Source organism: Streptomyces sp. MST-110588 (assembly GCF_022695595.1).
GTDB lineage: Bacteria > Actinomycetota > Actinomycetes > Streptomycetales > Streptomycetaceae > Streptomyces.
The window spans coordinates 4,449,693-4,467,920 of sequence record NZ_CP074380.1; the positions used below are offsets into that span (position 1 = coordinate 4,449,693).

The 18,228-nt window shown below is 69.7% G+C and carries 21 protein-coding genes; 18 read left to right on the plus strand and 3 right to left on the minus strand.

Annotated features, from left to right (window positions below; genetic code table 11):
* The first annotated feature begins 1 nt into the window (after window position 1).
* The 12 genes from rplO to truA all read left to right on the plus strand — a co-directional run bounded on the left by rplO (window position 2) and on the right by truA (window position 8,760).
* The gene (gene rplO / locus KGS77_RS19630; RefSeq protein ID WP_242583636.1) at window positions 2-457 is read left to right on the plus strand and encodes a 50S ribosomal protein L15; all 456 of its coding nucleotides are present in this window, start codon (window positions 2-4) and stop codon (window positions 455-457) included.
* Window positions 458-661: 204 nt separating this feature from the next.
* Window positions 662-1,975: a preprotein translocase subunit SecY gene (gene secY / locus KGS77_RS19635; RefSeq protein WP_242583638.1), complete on the plus strand. Its 1,314-nt coding sequence runs from the start codon at window positions 662-664 to the stop codon at window positions 1,973-1,975.
* Window positions 1,975-2,628 carry an adenylate kinase gene (locus KGS77_RS19640; protein ID WP_242583640.1) on the plus strand — a complete coding sequence of 218 codons (654 nt, stop codon included), beginning with the start codon at window positions 1,975-1,977 and terminating at the stop codon, window positions 2,626-2,628. The genes secY and KGS77_RS19640 overlap by 1 nt, the downstream gene beginning before the upstream one ends.
* Window positions 2,629-2,777: 149 nt before the next feature.
* Window positions 2,778-3,614, plus strand: a complete 837-nt coding sequence (map, locus tag KGS77_RS19645; protein ID WP_242583642.1) for a type I methionyl aminopeptidase — start codon at window positions 2,778-2,780, stop codon at window positions 3,612-3,614.
* Window positions 3,615-3,766: 152 nt separating this feature from the next.
* A complete protein-coding gene (gene infA / locus KGS77_RS19650; RefSeq protein WP_003956442.1) occupies window positions 3,767-3,988 on the plus strand; it encodes a translation initiation factor IF-1 in 222 nt (73 codons plus the stop codon).
* 58 nt (window positions 3,989-4,046) lie between these two features.
* The gene (rpmJ, locus tag KGS77_RS19655) at window positions 4,047-4,160 is read left to right on the plus strand and encodes a 50S ribosomal protein L36 (protein WP_003956441.1); all 114 of its coding nucleotides are present in this window, start codon (window positions 4,047-4,049) and stop codon (window positions 4,158-4,160) included.
* Window positions 4,161-4,351: 191 nt separating this feature from the next.
* On the plus strand, window positions 4,352-4,732 hold the full coding sequence (gene rpsM / locus KGS77_RS19660; protein WP_242583644.1) for a 30S ribosomal protein S13: 381 nt from the start codon (window positions 4,352-4,354) through the stop codon (window positions 4,730-4,732).
* 96 nt (window positions 4,733-4,828) lie between these two features.
* Window positions 4,829-5,233, plus strand: a complete 405-nt coding sequence (gene rpsK, locus KGS77_RS19665; protein ID WP_004571845.1) for a 30S ribosomal protein S11 — start codon at window positions 4,829-4,831, stop codon at window positions 5,231-5,233.
* Window positions 5,234-5,259: 26 nt separating this feature from the next.
* On the plus strand, window positions 5,260-5,886 hold the full coding sequence (rpsD, locus tag KGS77_RS19670) for a 30S ribosomal protein S4 (RefSeq protein WP_242583646.1): 627 nt from the start codon (window positions 5,260-5,262) through the stop codon (window positions 5,884-5,886).
* 118 nt (window positions 5,887-6,004) lie between these two features.
* Window positions 6,005-7,027, plus strand: a complete 1,023-nt coding sequence (locus KGS77_RS19675; RefSeq protein ID WP_003956430.1) for a DNA-directed RNA polymerase subunit alpha — start codon at window positions 6,005-6,007, stop codon at window positions 7,025-7,027.
* A gap of 277 nt (window positions 7,028-7,304) precedes the next feature.
* Complete coding sequence (gene rplQ, locus KGS77_RS19680) at window positions 7,305-7,796, plus strand: 50S ribosomal protein L17 (protein ID WP_242583648.1); 492 nt, start codon at window positions 7,305-7,307, stop codon at window positions 7,794-7,796.
* Window positions 7,797-7,908: 112 nt separating this feature from the next.
* Window positions 7,909-8,760, plus strand: coding sequence for a tRNA pseudouridine(38-40) synthase TruA (gene truA / locus KGS77_RS19685; RefSeq protein WP_242583650.1), 852 nt, complete (start codon window positions 7,909-7,911; stop codon window positions 8,758-8,760).
* Between the two features lie 90 nt (window positions 8,761-8,850).
* On the opposite strand, the gene KGS77_RS19690 is transcribed toward truA, so the two are convergent.
* Window positions 8,851-9,687, minus strand: a complete 837-nt coding sequence (locus tag KGS77_RS19690; protein WP_242583652.1) for a hypothetical protein — start codon at window positions 9,685-9,687, stop codon at window positions 8,851-8,853.
* A 56-nt stretch (window positions 9,688-9,743) separates the two neighbouring features.
* On the opposite strand from KGS77_RS19690, the gene KGS77_RS19695 reads away from it, so the two are divergent.
* The 5 genes from KGS77_RS19695 to glmM all read left to right on the plus strand — a co-directional run bounded on the left by KGS77_RS19695 (window position 9,744) and on the right by glmM (window position 15,454).
* Entirely contained in the window at window positions 9,744-11,405 is a 1,662-nt protein-coding gene (locus KGS77_RS19695) for an ATP-binding cassette domain-containing protein (protein ID WP_242583654.1), read from the plus strand.
* Between the two features lie 25 nt (window positions 11,406-11,430).
* Complete coding sequence (locus KGS77_RS19700; protein WP_242583656.1) at window positions 11,431-12,714, plus strand: glycosyltransferase 87 family protein; 1,284 nt, start codon at window positions 11,431-11,433, stop codon at window positions 12,712-12,714.
* Between the two features lie 249 nt (window positions 12,715-12,963).
* A complete protein-coding gene (gene rplM, locus KGS77_RS19705; RefSeq protein WP_242583658.1) occupies window positions 12,964-13,407 on the plus strand; it encodes a 50S ribosomal protein L13 in 444 nt (147 codons plus the stop codon).
* Window positions 13,408-13,448: 41 nt separating this feature from the next.
* A complete protein-coding gene (rpsI, locus tag KGS77_RS19710) occupies window positions 13,449-13,952 on the plus strand; it encodes a 30S ribosomal protein S9 (protein ID WP_242583660.1) in 504 nt (167 codons plus the stop codon).
* Between the two features lie 143 nt (window positions 13,953-14,095).
* A complete protein-coding gene (gene glmM, locus KGS77_RS19715; RefSeq protein ID WP_242583661.1) occupies window positions 14,096-15,454 on the plus strand; it encodes a phosphoglucosamine mutase in 1,359 nt (452 codons plus the stop codon).
* A 194-nt stretch (window positions 15,455-15,648) separates the two neighbouring features.
* Here glmM and KGS77_RS19720 read toward each other — a convergent pair whose 3' ends face one another.
* Both KGS77_RS19720 and coaA read right to left on the minus strand, forming a co-directional pair.
* A complete protein-coding gene (locus KGS77_RS19720) occupies window positions 15,649-16,614 on the minus strand; it encodes a DUF389 domain-containing protein (protein WP_242583663.1) in 966 nt (321 codons plus the stop codon).
* A 61-nt stretch (window positions 16,615-16,675) separates the two neighbouring features.
* Complete coding sequence (coaA, locus tag KGS77_RS19725; protein ID WP_242583665.1) at window positions 16,676-17,665, minus strand: type I pantothenate kinase; 990 nt, start codon at window positions 17,663-17,665, stop codon at window positions 16,676-16,678.
* A gap of 259 nt (window positions 17,666-17,924) precedes the next feature.
* On the opposite strand from coaA, the gene KGS77_RS19730 reads away from it, so the two are divergent.
* Window positions 17,925-18,209: a hypothetical protein gene (locus KGS77_RS19730; protein WP_242583667.1), complete on the plus strand. Its 285-nt coding sequence runs from the start codon at window positions 17,925-17,927 to the stop codon at window positions 18,207-18,209.
* Window positions 18,210-18,228 lie beyond the last annotated feature (19 nt).

Sequence of the window (18,228 nt, forward strand, 5' to 3'; positions counted from 1 at the left end):
CATGGCGGAGACCAACCCGCTGAAGGTCCACAACCTCCGTCCTGCCCCGGGCGCCAAGACCGCCAAGACCCGTGTGGGTCGTGGTGAGGCGTCCAAGGGTAAGACCGCAGGTCGTGGTACCAAGGGCACCAAGGCCCGTTACCAGGTTCCGGAGCGCTTCGAGGGTGGGCAGATGCCCCTCCACATGCGCCTCCCGAAGCTGAAGGGCTTCAAGAACCCCGCCCACAAGCAGTTCCAGGTCGTGAACCTGGACAAGCTGGCCGCGCTGTTCCCGCAGGGTGGCGAGGTCACGGTGGCCGACCTGGTCGCCAAGGGCGCGGTGCGCAAGAACGAGCTCGTCAAGGTCCTGGGCCAGGGCGAGATCTCCGTGGCGCTGCAGGTGACGGTGGACTCCGTCTCCGCCTCCGCCAAGGAGAAGATCGCTGCCGCCGGCGGCAGCGTGACCGAGCTCATCTGAGCTCAGTGATTCAACTGACCGGGGATGCCCACTGATTGGGGCATCCCCGGTTGGTCGTTCCAAGGGGGGCATGGTCGCCGGTAAGGTGGCGTGCACTGTTAATTTCCGCGTGGGCTGTGTCTGCGCGGTTTTTGGCCCCTTTGTATTCGTCGATCCTCAAGACCGTCACCTCTCGCACGTAACGCGGGAGGCGCAGGAGGCACCGTGCTCACCGCGTTCGCCCGAGCGTTCAAGACGCCCGACCTGCGCAAGAAGCTGCTGTTCACGTTGGGCATCGTGCTCCTGTACCGGGTCGGGGCGCACGTCCCGGTTCCCGGAGTGAGTTACGCGGCCGTCGACGCCTGTATGAAGCAGGCGGGCGCCAACAGCGGGCTCTTCGGCCTGGTGAACATGTTCAGCGGCGGCGCGCTGCTCCAGATCACGATCTTCGCCCTGGGGATCATGCCGTACATCACGGCGAGCATCATCCTCCAGCTCCTGACGGTGGTGATCCCCCGGCTGGAAGCCCTGAAGAAGGAGGGGCAGACCGGCCAGGCCAAGATCACCCAGTACACCCGGTACCTGACCGTGGCACTCGCGGTCCTCCAGGGGACCGGCCTGGTGGCGACCGCCCGCAGCGGTGCGATCTTCCAGAACTGCCCGCAGGCCTCCGAGATCGTCCCCAGCGACTCCATCTTCACGACCATCACGATGGTCATCACGATGACCACCGGTACGGCCATGGTCATGTGGCTCGGTGAGCTGATCACCGACCGCGGCATCGGCAACGGCATGTCGATCCTGATGTTCGTCGGCATCGCCTCCGGGTTCCCCTCCGCGCTGTGGGGCATCAAGCTGTCCGGCAAGCTGGCCGACGGCTGGATCGAGTTCTTCTCGGTCATCGTGGTGGGCCTGGCGATGGTGGCCCTGGTGGTCTTCGTCGAGCAGGCGCAGCGGCGCATCCCGGTCCAGTACGCCAAGCGCATGATCGGACGGCGTTCTTACGGCGGCACGTCCACGTACATCCCGCTGAAGGTGAACCAGGCGGGCGTCATCCCGGTCATCTTCGCCTCGTCCCTGCTGTACATCCCGGCGCTGGTGGCCCAGTTCAGCGGGTCCAAGGCCGCCTGGGCGACCTGGATCGCCGCGAACTTCACCAAGGGCGACCACCCGGTCTACATCGTCACGTACTTCCTGCTGATCGTCTTCTTCGCGTTCTTCTACGTCGCCATCTCCTTCAACCCCGAAGAAGTTGCCGACAACATGAAGAAGTATGGTGGCTTCATCCCGGGCATCCGGGCTGGTCGCCCCACGGCCGAGTACCTCAGCTACGTGCTCAACCGGATCACGTGGCCGGGCTCGCTGTACCTGGGTCTGATCGCGCTTGTGCCAACAGTGGCGTTGGTGCTGTTCAAGGCCAACCAGAACTTCCCGTTCGGCGGGACGAGCATCCTGATCATCGTGGGTGTGGGTCTGGAGACCGTGAAGCAGATCGAGAGCCAGCTCCAGCAGCGCAACTACGAAGGGTTCCTCCGCTGATGCGAATCGTCCTCGTCGGGCCCCCGGGGGCCGGCAAGGGTACGCAGGCCGCGTACCTTGCCAAGAACCTCGCGATCCCGCACGTCTCCACGGGGGACCTTTTCCGCGCGAACATCAGCCAGGGCACGCCGCTGGGCGTCAAGGCGAAGTCCTACATGGACGCCGGCAACCTGGTCCCGGACGAGGTCACCATCGGCATGGCCGAGGACCGTATCTCCCAGCCGGACGCCGAGGGCGGTTTCCTGCTGGACGGCTTCCCGCGCAACCTCAAGCAGGCCGAGGCGCTGGACGGCTACCTGAAGGACAAGGGCATCACGCTGGACGCCGTCCTGGACCTGGAGGTCCCCGAGGACGAGGTCGTCAAGCGGATCGCCGGCCGCCGGATCTGCCGCAGCGACTCCTCGCACGTCTTCCACGTCGAGTACAAGAAGCCGGCCCGTGAGGGCGTGTGCGACGTGTGCGGCGGCGAGCTGTACCAGCGCGACGACGACCGTGAGGACACGGTGCGCAAGCGCCTGGAGGTCTACCACACGGAGACCGAGCCGATCATCGACTACTACAAGGCGCAGGACCTGGTCGTGACGATCCCGGCGCTCGGTGAGGTCGAAGAGGTCACCCGGCGCGCCATGGCGGCCCTGGGCCGCGACGAGTAGGCGTCGGCGGACCACCAAGAACCGCGCATACGGCCGCGGCGCCCCCTCGGGGTGCCGCGGCCGTATGGTGTAGGGACGTACGCGGCCCGTAGCCGGGTACGAAGATCCGTAGTAGAAGCAGCAGCCGGACCGGAAGGGCGTCAGCCGCCATGGTGGAGATCAAGACCCCGGAGCAGATCGCGAAGATGCGCGAGGCGGGGCTGGTCGTCGCCGCCATCCACGCCGCCACCCGTGAGGCGGCCGTACCGGGCGCCACCACCAAGGACCTGGACGACGTGGCGCGCAAGGTGCTCGCCGAGCACGGCGCGAAGTCCAACTTCCTGGGGTACGGCGGCTTCCCCGCGACGATCTGCACGTCCGTGAACGACGTCGTCGTCCACGGCATCCCGGACACCAGCACCGTCCTGAAGGACGGGGACATCATCTCCATCGACTGCGGTGCGATCGTCGACGGCTGGCACGGTGACGCCGCGTACACGGCTTTCGTGGGCAGTGGTCACGCTCCGGAGCTGGTCGAGCTGAGCCGGGTGACCGAGGAGTCGATGTGGGCCGGCATCGCCGCGGTCCGCAAGGGCAACCGCCTGGTGGACATCTCCAAGGCCATCGAGGGCTACATCCGCCGCCAGCCCCGCCCGGCGGGCAGCAGGTACGGCATCGTCGAGGACTACGGCGGCCACGGCATCGGCTCGCAGATGCACATGGACCCGCACCTGCTGAACTACGTGGACCGCAAGCGCGGCCGGGGGCCCAGGCTGGTGCCGGGCTTCTGCATCGCGATCGAACCCATGATCAACCTCGGTACGGGCAAGACCCACGTCCTGGAGGACGACTGGACGGTCAAGTCCAACGACGGCGGCTGGTCCTCGCACTGGGAGCACTCGGTGGCGCTGACCGAGGACGGCCCGCTGGTGCTGACGGCCGTGGACGGCGGCCGGGCCAAGCTCGCCGAGTACGGCGTGGAAACCGCACCGGACCCGCTGGCGTAACGATCACCCCTCGTGGGCAATAATCGTGGATTCGTCTTTTCGGGAGCACTGACGTAGACTGACGCGTCGGCTCTCGTGCATCCGTATGCCCGCGCCAGTGGCGTGGGGATCGGGCGACAGTCGATCAAGGTAGCCGATTCGAAAGGCGAAGCGTGGCCAAGAAGCAAGGTGCCATCGAGATCGAGGGCACCGTGATCGAGTCTCTGCCGAACGCGATGTTCAAGGTGGAGCTCCAGAACGGTCACAAGGTCCTCGCGCACATCAGTGGCAAGATGCGGATGCACTACATCCGTATCCTCCCGGATGACCGGGTCGTCGTGGAGCTGTCTCCTTACGACCTGACGCGTGGCCGGATCGTCTACCGGTACAAGTAGATCTTGCCCTCACCCCTCCCGTGGGGTGCTGGCACTGACCCGGAGAACCTCACATCCCATGAAGGTCAAGCCGAGCGTCAAGAAGATCTGCGACAAGTGCAAGGTGATCCGCCGTCACGGCCGGGTCATGGTCATCTGCGACAACCTGCGCCACAAGCAGCGCCAGGGCTGACGCACGCCGACCTGCACCTCGCAGTTCTTCGCGCGACGCAAGCAAACATGTACATACGCAGCGCCCGCCGGCCACGGTCGGCGACACCTCCGGCGGGGGCCGGGGACCCGGGTGCATCCGGTGCCGTGCGGCACGCGGACGTCCGGGAACGGCTCTGCGGAAGACCTCCGAACACCAACAGGAGCCATTGAATGGCACGCGTTTCAGGTGTCGACATCCCGCGCGAAAAGCGCGTGGAGGTTGCCCTCACCTACGTTTTCGGCATCGGCCGCACCCTGGCGAAGGAGACCCTCGCCGCGACCGGTGTGAACCCGAACACCCGCGTTCGTGACCTGGCCGAAGAGGACCTGGTCAAGATCCGCGAGTACGTGGACGCCAACCTCAAGACCGAGGGTGACCTCCGTCGTGAGATCCAGGCCGACATCCGCCGCAAGGTCGAGATCGGCTGCTACCAGGGTCTGCGTCACCGTCGCGGTCTGCCGGTGCACGGTCAGCGCACCAGCACGAACGCGCGTACCCGCAAGGGCCCGCGTCGCGCGATCGCCGGCAAGAAGAAGCCGGGCAAGAAGTAGTCCTCACCGGACGCACTGCGGCCGGCCGGGATTTCCGGACGTCGCAGGTCATCGCGGTCCGAGTAGTAGGACCGACCACCTCCACGGGAGTAATACATGCCTCCGAAGGGCCGTACGGCCGGCGCCAAGAAGGTGCGCCGCAAGGAGAAGAAGAACGTCGCCCACGGGCACGCTCACATCAAGAGCACGTTCAACAACACCATCGTTTCGATCACCGACCCCACGGGCAACGTGATCTCTTGGGCCTCGGCCGGCCACGTCGGCTTCAAGGGCTCTCGCAAGTCGACCCCCTTCGCCGCGCAGATGGCCGCCGAGTCGGCCGCCCGCCGCGCGCAGGAGCACGGCATGCGCAAGGTGGACGTCTTCGTCAAGGGTCCCGGCTCCGGCCGTGAGACCGCGATCCGCTCGCTCCAGGCCACCGGCCTGGAGGTGGGTTCGATCCAGGACGTCACCCCCACCCCGCACAACGGATGCCGCCCGCCCAAGCGCCGCCGCGTCTGACGAGCTGAAGTAGGAGACAAAACAATATGGCGCGTTACACCGGGGCCGACTGCAAGCGTTGCCGTCGGGAGAAGCAGAAGCTCTTCCTCAAGGGGAGCAAGTGCGAGAGCGCGAAGTGCCCGATCGAGATCCGTCCTTACCCCCCGGGTGAGCACGGACGCGGGCGCACCAAGGACAGCGAGTACCTCCTTCAGCTTCGTGAGAAGCAGAAGTGCAGCCGTATCTACGGTGTCCTGGAGAGGCAGTTCGTCGGGTACTACAAGGAAGCGAACCAGAAGACCGGCAAGACCGGTGAGAACCTTCTGCGCATCCTGGAGACCCGTCTGGACAACGTGATCTACCGGGCCGGCTTCGCCAAGTCCCGCGATCACGCCCGTCAGCTCGTCCGTCACGGACACATCACCGTGAACGGCCGCAAGACCGACATCCCGTCGGCCCGTGTGTCCGTGAACGACATCATCGAGGTGCGCGAGTCCTCCCGTAACCTGACCCCCTTCCAGGTGGCTCAGGCGGAGGCCGGGGAGCGGACCGTCCCGGCGTGGCTGGAGGCGATCCCCTCCAAGCTGCGCATCCTCGTGCACAGCCTGCCCGAGCGCCAGGTGATCGACACCCAGGTGCAGGAGCAGCTCATCGTCGAGCTCTACTCCAAGTAGTCCGGAGCTCACGGCGCGGGCGGTACGGCGCGATTCCTTGCGGGTTCGCGCCGTACCGCCCGTACCCTTGTGTTAGTCGGCATCAAATAGTGGGTGCCAAGACTGGAGGCAAATCCTCATGCTGATCGCTCAGCGTCCCTCGCTGACCGAAGAGGTCGTCGACGAATACCGCTCCCGGTTCGTGATCGAGCCGCTGGAGCCGGGCTTCGGCTACACCCTCGGCAACTCCCTGCGTCGTACGCTCCTCTCCTCGATCCCGGGTGCGGCGGTCACGTCCATCCGCATCGACGGTGTCCTGCACGAGTTCACCACCGTGCCGGGCGTCAAGGAGGACGTCACCGACCTCATCCTGAACATCAAGCAGCTCGTCGTCTCCTCCGAGCACGACGAGCCGGTCGTGATGTACCTGCGCAAGCAGGGCCCGGGCCTGGTCACCGCCGCGGACATCGCGCCGCCGGCCGGTGTCGAGGTGCACAACCCCGACCTGGTCCTGGCCACCCTGAACGGCAAGGGCAAGCTGGAGATGGAGCTGACCGTCGAGCGCGGTCGCGGCTACGTCTCCGCCGTGCAGAACAAGCAGGTCGGCCAGGAGATCGGCCGTATCCCGGTCGACTCCATCTACTCGCCGGTCCTGAAGGTCACCTACAAGGTCGAGGCGACCCGAGTCGAGCAGCGCACCGACTTCGACAAGCTGATCGTCGACGTCGAGACCAAGCAGGCCATGCGCCCGCGCGACGCCATGGCGTCGGCCGGCAAGACCCTGGTCGAGCTGTTCGGCCTGGCCCGCGAGCTGAACATCGACGCCGAGGGCATCGACATGGGCCCGTCCCCCACGGACGCCGCCCTGGCCGCCGACCTGGCGCTGCCGATCGAGGAGCTGGAGCTCACCGTTCGGTCGTACAACTGCCTCAAGCGTGAGGGCATCCACTCCGTGGGTGAGCTCGTGGCGCGCTCCGAGGCCGACCTGCTCGACATCCGCAACTTCGGTGCGAAGTCGATCGACGAGGTCAAGGCGAAGCTGGCCGGCATGGGCCTGGCCCTCAAGGACAGCCCGCCCGGATTCGACCCGACCGCCGCCGCCGACGCCTTTGGCGCCGATGATGACGCGGATGCCGGGTTCGTGGAGACCGAGCAGTACTGAGCCGCCGTACGGCGGGTTGGCCGACTTCGGCAGGCCCGCCGTCCCGGCTGGGGCTTTATCGGCCTGCGGCCTCGTCCTCAAACTCCCCCAGCTACCGCTGGGAGGTGCCCCCAGGACGGGCTGGGTTGTGCCTGGTCGGGCTCGAATTGGCTGGGTTCGCCCGGTCGTGACAGTTCAGCGGGCCACGGCCCGTGAAAGATCTTCCATGGGGCAGCCGCCTCGTGGGAACTGACACCGGTACCTGATACGGCCGGTGCAGCAATGAAGGAGAAACACCATGCCGAAGCCCACCAAGGGTGCCCGTCTGGGCGGCAGCGCAGCGCACGAGCGTCTCATGCTGCGCAACCTGGCGACCTCGCTGTTCGAGCACGGCCGCATCACGACGACCGAGGCCAAGGCCCGCCGTCTGCGTCCGTACGCGGAGCGCCTGGTGACCAAGGCGAAGAAGGGCGACCTTCACAACCGCCGCCAGGTCATGGAACTGATCTCGGACAAGAGCGTCGTGCACACGCTCTTCACGGAGATCGCTCCCCGGTACGAGAACCGCCCCGGCGGTTACACCCGTATCACCAAGATCGGCAACCGTCGCGGCGACAACGCCCCGATGGCCGTCATCGAGCTCGTCGAGGCGCTGACCGTGGCCCAGCAGGCCACCGGTGAGGCCGAGGCCGCGACCAAGCGCGCGGTCAAGGAAGACGCCCTGAAGAAGGACGAGGCCGCCGAGGCCAAGTCCGACGAGGCGCCGGCGGAAGAGTCCAAGGACGCCTGACACAGGTGACCGGGGCTCGGTGCGGGCCCGTTCCCTCTCGGGGGAGCGGGCCCGCACCGCTTTGTGCTCCGAGTTCGTGCTGCGGGGTTTTGTGCTTTGAGAGGATCAGCGCGTGAGCGATGAGGTGGAGCCCGGTTACGTACGGGTGCGGCTGGATCTTTCCTACGACGGCAAGGACTTCTCGGGCTGGGCCAAGCAGCACCAGCGGCGGACCGTCCAGGGCGAGCTGGAGGACGCGCTGCGCACGGTGACCCGGTCCGGCCGTACGTACGAGCTGACCGTGGCCGGGCGGACGGACGCCGGTGTGCACGCGCGCGGACAGGTGGCGCACGTGGACCTGCCGCAGGAGGTCTGGGAGGCGCACGGCGAGCGGCTGCTGCGCCGGCTGGCCGGGCGGCTGCCCAAGGACGTACGGGTGTGGCGGCTGGCCCCGGCCCCGTACGGGTTCAACGCCCGCTTCTCGGCGGTCTGGCGCCGGTACGCCTACCGGGTCACCGACCACCCGGGCGGCGTGGACCCGCTGCTGCGCGGGCACGTGCTGTGGCACGACTGGGAGCTGGACGTCGAGGCGATGAACGCCGCCTCGCAGCCGCTGCTGGGCGAGCACGACTTCGCGGCGTACTGCAAGCGGCGCGAGGGCGCCACCACCATCCGTACGCTCCAGGAGCTGAGCTGGGTGCGGGACGCGGAGGGGATCGTGACCGCGACCGTACGGGCCGATGCCTTCTGCCACAACATGGTGCGCTCGCTGGTGGGCGCGCTGCTGTTCGTGGGGGACGGGCACCGGCCGGTGGAGTGGCCGGGGAAGGTGCTGGCGGCCGGGGTACGGGACTCGGCGGTGCACGTCGTACGGCCGCACGGGCTGACCCTGGAGGAGGTCGGCTACCCGGCGGACGAGCTGCTCATGGCCCGTAACCAGGAAGCCCGCAACAAGCGGACGCTGCCGGGCCGCGGTTGCTGCTGAGGGGGACGGGCCGGGGCTGTCCCCGGCCCGGCCGTGTCAGGACGTCAGGAACGCCGGGACGCCAGGACCGGGCCGTGGCCCCGTGTCGCCTCAGGACTGGGCCGCGGCGGCCTTGGCGGCCTGGTCCGTACCGCGCTGAAGGATGCGGTTGAAGACGTACGTGGCGCCGTCCCGGCTGATCCGCTGCGCCTGGGTCTCGCTCGGCACGACCGGCTTGCCGTTGGTGTAGCCGGCGATCGTGAAGTAGGCGTAGCGGCCGACGGAGTTGTATGACTGCCGGCAGGCGGTGCCGTGGCAGAAGGAGCCCGCGGCGCCCCCGGCGAGCGGGGCGAGGCCGGGCTGGGCGTCCTTGACGACCTTGGCCGCGGCGGCCTTGGACTTCATCAGCGCCACGCCGACGGTGACCGCCACGCCGTCCTTGGTGTAGGTGGCACGCAGCACCTGCTTGCAGCCGTTGTGGGACAGCAGGGAGCCCAGGGCGCCTGTCGTTGCGGCGGTGCAGTCGTTGGTGGCGGTGGCTGCCGTACGGGGGTAGGAGCGCTTGCCGATGACCATGGTGTTGCCGGGGAAGAGGGTCGCGACGGTCAGCGGCGCCTTGTCCTTCTTGGGATCGGTGATGTAGTCCCGGGGGTTGGGCGGGGGCGGGACCGAGACGTCGGAGAAGGACGGCTTGGGGGCGGGCGGCTGCGCGGGCAGCGTCGGGGCGGAGGGCAGCGCGGTCGGCTTGTCGTCCGCCTTGCCGCCGCTGGTGATCACCGCGGTGGCGACGATGCCGCCCACCGCCAGCGTCGCCAGCGCCCCGCCGCCTATGTACAGCCAGCGCTTGCGGCGGGCCCGCACCCGGCTCTCGTCGGCCAGCGCGTCCCAGTCGGGAGTCGTGGGGTCGGTTCCCCCGGGGCCCAGCGGCCCGCCTTGCCCAAAGCTCATGCCGCGCATCCTAAACCGGTTGGTCGAGCGGGCGGCGGGCGGTGACAATCCGGTCCATGGGACACGTGGAGGCCGGACATCTGGAGTACTTCCTGCCGGACGGGCGGGTGCTGTTGAACGATGTGTCGTTCCGCGTCGGCGAGGGCGCCTCGGTCGCGCTGGTGGGGGCCAACGGCGCGGGCAAGACGACGCTGCTGCGGCTGATCTCGGGGGAGCTCAAGCCGCACGGCGGGACGGTGACCGTCAGCGGCGGCCTCGGGGTGATGCCGCAGTTCGTGGGGTCGATGGGGGCACCTCCCGTGCCTTCCGGGCTACGGGGGAGGGATGAGCGGACCGTACGGGACCTGCTGGTCTCAGTGGCGCAGCCGCGGATCAGAGAAGCCGCGGCGGCCGTGGACGCGGCCGAGCACGCGGTCATGACATCGGACGACGAGGCCGCGCAGATGGCGTACGCGCAGGCGCTGAGCGACTGGGCCGAGGCACGCGGGTACGAGGCCGAGACGGTCTGGGACATGTGCACGACGGCCGCGCTGGGCGTCCCGTACGAGAAGGCACAGTGGCGCCAGGTGCGCACCCTCAGCGGCGGCGAGCAGAAACGGCTGGTCCTGGAGGCGCTGCTGCGCGGCGGTGACGAGGTGCTGCTGCTGGACGAGCCGGACAACTATCTGGACGTACCGGGCAAGCGCTGGCTGGAGGAGCGGCTGCGCGAGACGAAGAAGACGGTGCTGTTCGTCTCCCACGACCGGGAGCTGCTGGCCCGCTCCGCGGAGAAGATCGTCAGCGTGGAGCCGGGGCCCGCCGGGTCGGACGTATGGGTGCACGGCGGCGGCTTCGGCACGTACCACCAGGCCCGTAAGGAGCGCTTCGCCCGCTTCGAGGAGCTGCGGCGGCGCTGGGACGAGGAGCACGCCAAGCTCAGGCAGCTCGTGCACACGCTCAAGCAGAAGGCCGCCTTCAACGACGGCATGGCCTCGCGCTACCAGGCCGCCCAGACCCGGCTGCGCAAGTTCGAGGAGGCCGGGCCGCCGCAGGAGCCGCCGCGCGAGCAGGAGATCAGCATGCGGCTGCGCGGGGGCCGTACCGGCGTACGGGCCGTGACCTGCGAGAACCTTGAGCTGACCGGGCTGATGAAGCCGTTCGACCTGGAGGTCTTCTACGGCGAGCGGGTCGCGGTGCTGGGGTCCAACGGCTCGGGCAAGTCGCACTTCCTGCGGCTTCTGGCGGGGGATCCCGAGCATCCGGTGGCGCATACGGGTGTCTGGAAGCTGGGTGCGCGCGTCGTGCCCGGTCATTTCGCGCAAACGCATGCTCATCCGGAACTGGAGGGGCGCACACTTCTGGACATCCTGTGGAAGGAACACGCCAAGGATCGCGGCAAGGCGATGAGCGCGCTGCGCCGCTACGAGCTGGAGCGCCAGGCCGAGCAGCGCTTCGAGCGGCTCTCCGGCGGGCAGCAGGCGCGCTTCCAGATCCTGCTGCTGGAGCTGACGGGCGCCACCGCGCTGCTGCTGGACGAGCCGACGGACAACCTGGACCTGGAGAGCGCGGAGGCGTTGCAGGAGGGGCTGGAGGCGTACGAGGGAACGGTGCTGGCGGTGACCCACGACCGGTGGTTCGCGCGGTCCTTCGACCGGTATCTGGTGTTCGGGTCCGACGGACGGGTGCGGGAGGCGCCCGAGCCGGTGTGGGACGAACGCCGTGTCGAGAGGAAGCGGTAGCGGCCGGCGCTTCTAGCCTTGCCGCATGACAGGTGCGGACAAAAGCGGCGAATGCCACAATGCGCTCGCGGTGGCCGGCGCGGGCGGCTCCCCGGCGGTGGAGTGGCTGCTACGGCGCGCCTCCTGGCCGCTGCGGGCGGTGGCCGCCGGGCTGATGCTGGTGGTGATCGTCCAGACCTGCCGGACCAGCCGTACGGTCGGGCTGGACAACGCCTTCGTGGTCAAGGCCGCGCGGGCATTCCTGGAGGGCCGGCCGCCGTACGCCGACAAGCGCTTCCTGTACCTGCCCAGCGCGGTGCTCGCGGCGGTGCCGCAAGCGCTGCTCCCGCAGGGCGCGCTGCGGCTGCTGGTGCCGGCGGCGGGGGTCGCGCTGGTGCTGCTGGGCTGGCTGGCCGCACTGCGGATCTTCCGGATCCCGCCGGCCAGCCGGCTGGCGGTCCTGGTCGTGGCGGCGCTGCCGTTCTTCCAGCCGTTCCGCAACGTGGTCAACCTCGGAAACTGGACGCTGACCTCGGTGGCGGCGCTGCCGGCCGCGCTCCTGCTGGCGCTGCGCGCCCGGTGGGTGGCGGCGGGGGCGGTGCTCGGCGCGGCGCTGGCGATCAAGCCGATGCTGGTGCCGCTGGCGCTGCTGCTGGTCCTCGCCCGGCAGTGGCGCGCGCTGGCGGTGGCGGCCGGGGTGCCGGTCGTGGCGTCCGTACTGGCCGCGCTGGTGATGCCGCGGCCGGGCCTGTTCCTCACCCGTACGCTGCCCTTCCTCCTGCACGGCCAGGACAGCTTCGCCCGGCCCTTCGACGCCTCGCTGGGCATGATCCTCACCCGGCTGGGCGTGCCGGGGCTCCCGGCGTACGCGATCGCCGCGGTGGCGGCGGCTGCCGGGGCGGGCTGCGCCGGGCTGCGCTGGCGCCGGGGGGACCGGGGCCCGCTGCGGCTGGTGGAGACCGCGGCGATGCTGATGCTGGCGGCCTACCTGGTCTCCCGGCCGTCCTTCGACCACTACCTGCTCGTGGTGCTGCTGCCGCTGCTGGCGTCCGTCGTGGTGCCCGGGTCGGCGCCCCGTACGGTGTGGTTCTGGATCGCTCTGGTGCCCCAGGTGCCCGGGGTGTCCTGGCCGTACGTGGAGTCCGTGCACCGCCGGGCTTTCAAGGACGCCGCGATGCTGTGGACCATCGCGGCGGTCGTGGCCTGGACCTGCGCCGGACGGCGGGCGGCGCAGGCGGTACGGACGGGGCAGGCGGCACCAGCGGTGCGGGCAGCGCCCCTGGGGCCTGCGGGCTCCGAGGGGTCTGCGAAGCCCCCGGAGCCCCCGTAAGGGGAGAGGCCGGATCGCACGCCGGTTCGGGGCGTGTTTTGACCCGCCCGGGGGTGCCCCGGTATTCTGCGAGTTCGTTATGCGTATTGGCTTGCTCTATCTCACGTGAGGGGCCCTTACGCCGGTCCACCGGGCCGATGATCAGCGGTGAGTATCCGGGTTGCGTCACCCGGGGGCCACCAGTGCTGGTGTGATCGGCCGTGGAGACCCCAGTACAGGACCCATTCACTGAAGAAGCGAAGGCTAACCGTGCGTACGTTCAGCCCCAAGCCCGGCGATGTCCAGCGCCAGTGGCACATCATTGACGCGCAGGACGTTGTCCTGGGCCGTCTGGCCTCCCAGGCCGCGTCCCTTCTCAGGGGCAAGCACAAGCCGGTGTACGCGCCGCACGTCGACACCGGTGACTTCGTCATCATCATCAACGCCGACAAGGTGCACCTCTCCGGCAACAAGCGGAACCAGAAGATGGCCTACCGCCACTCCGGTTTCCCGGGTGGTCTGCGCTCGGTCCGCTACGACGAGCTTCTCGACAAGAACCCCGAGAAGGCCGTCGAGAAGGCCATCAAGGGCATGCTCCCCAAGAACACCCTCGGCCGTCAGATGCTCTCGAAGCTGAAGGTCTACGCGGGTGCCGAGCACCCGCACGCTGCCCAGCAGCCGGTCCCGTTCGAGATCACCCAGGTCGCGCAGTAAGTCCGGCCACCCCCTAAGACGAAGAGAATCTGAGGAGAATCGTGGCTGAGACCACCGCCGAGACCCCGCTCGAGGTCGAGGAGTACACCACCGAGACCGAGGCGCCGCTGGAGGGTGAGTACACCTCCGAGTCGCTCGCCTCCCGCTTCGGCGACCCGCAGCCGGCCGCCGGCCTGGGCCGCCGCAAGAACGCCATCGCCCGCGTCCGGATCGTCCCGGGCACCGGCCAGTGGAAGATCAACGGTCGCACCCTTGAGGGCTACTTCCCGAACAAGGTGCACCAGCAGGAAGTCAACGAGCCCTTCAAGGTGCTCGAACTCGACAACCGCTACGACGTCATCGCCCGCATCTCCGGCGGCGGCATCTCCGGCCAGGCCGGTGCGCTGCGCCTGGGTGTGGCCCGTGCGCTGAACGAGGCGGACGAGGACAACAACCGCGGCCCGCTGAAGAAGGCCGGCTTCCTCAAGCGCGACGACCGTGCGGTCGAGCGCAAGAAGGCCGGTCTGAAGAAGGCCCGCAAGGCGCCGCAGTACAGCAAGCGCTAATTGCCGCTCGCTGCCGCGCGCAGCTCTTGGCGAACGCCCCGGTGGCACCTACCCGTGCTGCCGGGGCGTTCGGCTATCCAGGGCCAGGGGCGTATACCTGGACGCAATGCTCTGGTCCAAGTACATCTACTCGGAGGACACCAGTGGGACGACTCTTCGGCACGGACGGGGTGCGCGGCGTCGCCAATGCGGACCTGACGGCTGAGCTCGCGCTCGGCCTCTCGGTCGCCGCGGCGCACGTATTGGCGGAAGCGGGCACCTTTGAAGGCCACCGGCCGGTGGCCGTGGTCGGGCGTGATCCGAGAGCGTCGGGGGAGTTCCTGGAGGCCGCGGTCGTCGCGGGCCTGGCCAGCGCGGGTGTGGACGTGCTGCGGGTGGGCGTGCTGCCGACCCCCGCCGTCGCCTACCTGACCGGGGCGCTCGGCGCCGACCTGGGCGTGATGCTCTCCGCCAGCCACAACCCGATGCCGGACAACGGCATCAAGTTCTTCGCCCGCGGCGGCCACAAGCTCGCCGACGAGCTGGAGGACCGCATCGAGCGCACCTACCGGGCGCACGGCGCGGGTGAGCCGTGGGAGCGGCCGACCGGCGCGGGCGTGGGCCGGGTCAAGGACTACGACGAGGGCTTCGACAAGTACGTCGCCCACCTGGTCGGCGTGCTGCCCAATCGCCTGGACGGGCTGAAGATCGTCATCGACGGCGCGCACGGCGCGGCGGCGCGGGTCTCCCCGGAGGCGTTCGCCCGGGCCGGCGCCGAGGTCGTCACCATCGGTACGGACCCCGACGGCCTGAACATCAACGACGGCTGCGGCTCCACCCACATCGCCGACCTGCGGGCCGCCGTCGTCGAGCACGGCGCCGACCTGGGTGTCGCCCACGACGGTGACGCGGACCGCTGCCTGGCCGTGGACCACGAGGGCAACGAGATCGACGGCGACCAGATCCTGGCCGTCCTGGCGCTGGGCATGCGCGAGGCCGGCACGCTGCGCAAGAACACCGTCGTCGCCACCGTCATGTCCAACCTGGGCTTCAAGCTGGCCATGGAGCGCGCGGGCATCGCCTTCGTCCGGACCGCGGTCGGCGACCGGTACGTCCTGGAGGAGATGAAGGCGGGCGGCTTCGCGCTCGGCGGCGAGCAGTCCGGGCACGTCATCGTCCTGGACCACGCCACCACCGGCGACGGCACGCTCACCGGTCTGATGCTGGCGGCCCGGGTGGCTGCGACCGGCCGTCCCCTCGCGGAGCTGGCCGGCGTCATGGAGCGGCTGCCGCAGGTGCTCATCAACGTCCCGGACGTGGACAAGACGCGGGTGACGACCTCGGCGGAGCTGACGACCGCGGTCGCGGACGCGGAGCGCGAGCTGGGGGAGACCGGACGGGTGCTGCTGCGCTCCTCGGGCACCGAGCCGCTCGTACGGGTGATGGTCGAGGCGGCGGACCTGGAGCAGGCGCGCGCGGTGGCCGGCCGCCTGGCGGACGTGGTCAAATCGGCGCTGGGCTAGGCCGTACACCGTACAAGGCCGTACGCGGCTGTACGAGGCCGTAGCCGGGCCCGCCGTTCCCGTACGCGGTCGTAGCCGGACCGGGGCCGGGGCCGGGCCCGCCGAGCCGTGGGCGGCCGGGCCCGCCGGACCGCCGTACGCGTCCGGGTCCGGCTCCACACGCCGTACGCGTCCGGGTCCGGCTCCGCGCGGTTTCAGGCCCGGCCCGTGCGGTCCGGCAGGCGGCCGGCGGCCGGGCCCGTCTCGTGCCGGGACCAGTAGGCCCTCTGGGCCAGCAGCGTGAGCGTGCCGGCGATCACGATGCCGGCGAGGTTGAGCAGGAGCTGCTCCGTGGAACCCCAGCCCTGCTTGTACTCCTGATAGCTGAAGGCGACCGCGGCGTTGGCGGCGGCCGGCACCGTCGTCACGGAGATCGCCACCCCCACCAGCGCGCCGGACTTCGCCGAGGTCAAGGAGAGCACCCCGGCGATCCCGGCGAGCACCGCCACCACGAAGGACATCCAGTCCGGCTGCCAGATGAAGGACGTGTTGGGGCGGCCGGCCTTGACCTGGGCCTTGGTGAACAGCCCCAGCGCGTCCATCAGATAGCTGAATCCGGCCGTGGCCACCATCGCCACCGCGAAGCCCACGAACAGGGCGACCAGCGAGCGCCAGGCCAGCTTCGGGGCCCGCCGGACCAGCGCCGTGCAGATCCCGGCCAGCGGCCCGAACTCCGGGCCCACCGCCATCGCGCCCACGATCAGGATCGCGTTGTCCAGCACGACACCGCAGGCAGCGATCATGGTGGCCAGGGTCAGGAACGCCAGATAGGTGAACGAGAGCGTGGACTCCTCGTGGGTCGCCTCGGTCAGCGACTCCCACAGGACGGCGTCCACCCCCTCGCCCGGCGCGTCCTCCTCCGCCCGGTCCGCGCGCCGGGACAGCGACAGGTCGATGTGCTCCACCGCGATCGACCCGGTCTCGTCCAGGCCGAGCGCCCGCAGCTCGCGCAGCAGCCCGTCCGCGGCCTCCCGCGCCACGTCGCACAGGACCACGTCGCCGCGCGGGTCGCGGGCGGCGCCGGCCAGCACGGCGAGGTGTGCCGTGCCGACGGTGCGCTCCAGCAGCCGCGCGACCTCCTCGGTACGGTCGGCGGGCACGATCAGGCGCAGATGCAGCACCGTGGAACTCCTCGGGGTCAGGGGGACGTCCGGTCCGGCGTCGTCAGCGCACCGCGGGCCGCTAGAGCTTGCGCAGCGAGAGGCGCTGCACCTTGTGGTCGGGGCCCTTGCGCAGGACGAGGCTGGCGCGGCCACGGGTCGGGGCGACGTTCTGCTGGAGGTTGGGCCTGTTGACCGTGCGCCAGATCATCCGGGCGTAGTCCAGGGCCTCCTCCTCGGAGACCTGGGTGTACTTGCGGAAGTAGGAGAACGGGTTCTGGAAGGCCGTCTCGCGCAGCTTGCGGAAGCGGCCCAGGTACCAGCGTTCGATGTCCTCGGGGCGGGCGTCCACGTACACCGAGAAGTCGAAGAAGTCGGCCAGCCCCAGCCGGGTGCGGCCGTCCTTGCCGGGCAGGGCCGGCTGGAGGACGTTGAGCCCCTCCACGATCAGGATGTCCGGGCGGTGCACGGTCAGCCGCTCGCCCGGCACGATGTCGTAGATCAGGTGCGAGTAGACCGGCGCGGTCACCTCCTCCCGGCCCGCCTTCACATCGGCGACGAACCGGGTCAGCGCCCTGCGGTCGTAGGACTCCGGGAAGCCCTTGCGCGACATCAGGCCACGCTTGTGCAGTTCGGCGTTGGGGTACAGGAAGCCGTCGGTGGTGACCAGCTCGACGCGCGGGTGTTCGGGCCAGCGGGCCAGCAGCGCCTGGAGGAGCCGGGCGGTGGTGGACTTGCCGACCGCGACGCTGCCCGCGACCCCTATGACGAAGGGTGTGCCGGGCTGCGGGCCGTGCGCGTCCCCGGTGTCGCCGAGGAAGGTGTTCAGCGCGCCGCGCAGATTGCTGGTCGCGCCGACGTAGAGGTTCAGCAGCCGGGACAGCGGGAGGTAGACGTCCCGGACCTCGTCCAGGTCGATGACGTCGCCCAGACCGCGCAGCCGCTCGACCTCCTCGGCGGTCAGCGGCAGCGGGGTCTTTTCGCGCAGCGCGCTCCACTGCGCGCGCGTCAGGTCCACGTACGGGCTGCTGTCGGCGCGGCGGCGGTGCTGCGGCTCTGTGGTAAGGGGCACGCGTTCATTGTGCGCGGGGGGCGCGGGCCGCTCATGGCGGGGTCGCCCGGTGGGCGGCTCGTCCGGCATGTCCGCGGACCCGGCGGCGTACGGCGGCGGCAGGCGGGCGGCCCGTCCTCCCGTACGAAACGGCCTGCACGAGGTGGTCTGTACGCGCCGGGGGCGCCCGGGTACGGTCGCGGTGGACGGCCCCGCGGGCGGGGCGGACACGCGGCGGGCGGGGCGGCAGGGACATGCGGACAGGGACGTGGGGGTAGGCGTGGCACCGCGCCTGTTCGGACTTCTGCGGGAACGGAAGCGGGAACTGAAGCGGGGCCGGACCCGCCGGGCCGCCGCACGGCACGCCCGCGCGCACGCCCGAAGACAGCACCTCGCGGAGCGGGTACGGGCGGAGCTGGCCGAGGAACTCCCCGACGAGGACCTGGGCGAGGACCTCGCGGAGTACCTGGAGCTGTACGAACGGGGCGGCAGGCCGCCCTGCGAGGAGGCGGAACTCCTTCAGACGGTCCGGGACGCGGTTGACCGTATAGAGCGCGGGCACTGATCACCGCACGCCCTAGGCT

What these genes read in the sequence shown, in the direction of transcription:
- KGS77_RS19695 (WP_242583654.1), top strand. Translation starts at nt 9,744, where the DNA reads ATGGGACACGTGGAGGCCGGACATCTGGAGTACTTCCTGCCGGACGGG.
- KGS77_RS19690 (WP_242583652.1), bottom strand. Translation starts at nt 9,687, where the DNA reads ATGAGCTTTGGGCAAGGCGGGCCGCTGGGCCCCGGGGGAACCGACCCC.
- rplQ (WP_242583648.1), top strand. Translation starts at nt 7,305, where the DNA reads ATGCCGAAGCCCACCAAGGGTGCCCGTCTGGGCGGCAGCGCAGCGCAC.
- rpsM (WP_242583644.1), top strand. Translation starts at nt 4,352, where the DNA reads ATGGCACGCGTTTCAGGTGTCGACATCCCGCGCGAAAAGCGCGTGGAG.
- rplO (WP_242583636.1), top strand. Translation starts at nt 2, where the DNA reads ATGGCGGAGACCAACCCGCTGAAGGTCCACAACCTCCGTCCTGCCCCG.
- rpmJ (WP_003956441.1), top strand. Translation starts at nt 4,047, where the DNA reads ATGAAGGTCAAGCCGAGCGTCAAGAAGATCTGCGACAAGTGCAAGGTG.
- KGS77_RS19700 (WP_242583656.1), top strand. Translation starts at nt 11,431, where the DNA reads ATGACAGGTGCGGACAAAAGCGGCGAATGCCACAATGCGCTCGCGGTG.
- rpsD (WP_242583646.1), top strand. Translation starts at nt 5,260, where the DNA reads ATGGCGCGTTACACCGGGGCCGACTGCAAGCGTTGCCGTCGGGAGAAG.
- KGS77_RS19640 (WP_242583640.1), top strand. Translation starts at nt 1,975, where the DNA reads ATGCGAATCGTCCTCGTCGGGCCCCCGGGGGCCGGCAAGGGTACGCAG.
- map (WP_242583642.1), top strand. Translation starts at nt 2,778, where the DNA reads ATGGTGGAGATCAAGACCCCGGAGCAGATCGCGAAGATGCGCGAGGCG.
- rpsK (WP_004571845.1), top strand. Translation starts at nt 4,829, where the DNA reads ATGCCTCCGAAGGGCCGTACGGCCGGCGCCAAGAAGGTGCGCCGCAAG.
- KGS77_RS19675 (WP_003956430.1), top strand. Translation starts at nt 6,005, where the DNA reads ATGCTGATCGCTCAGCGTCCCTCGCTGACCGAAGAGGTCGTCGACGAA.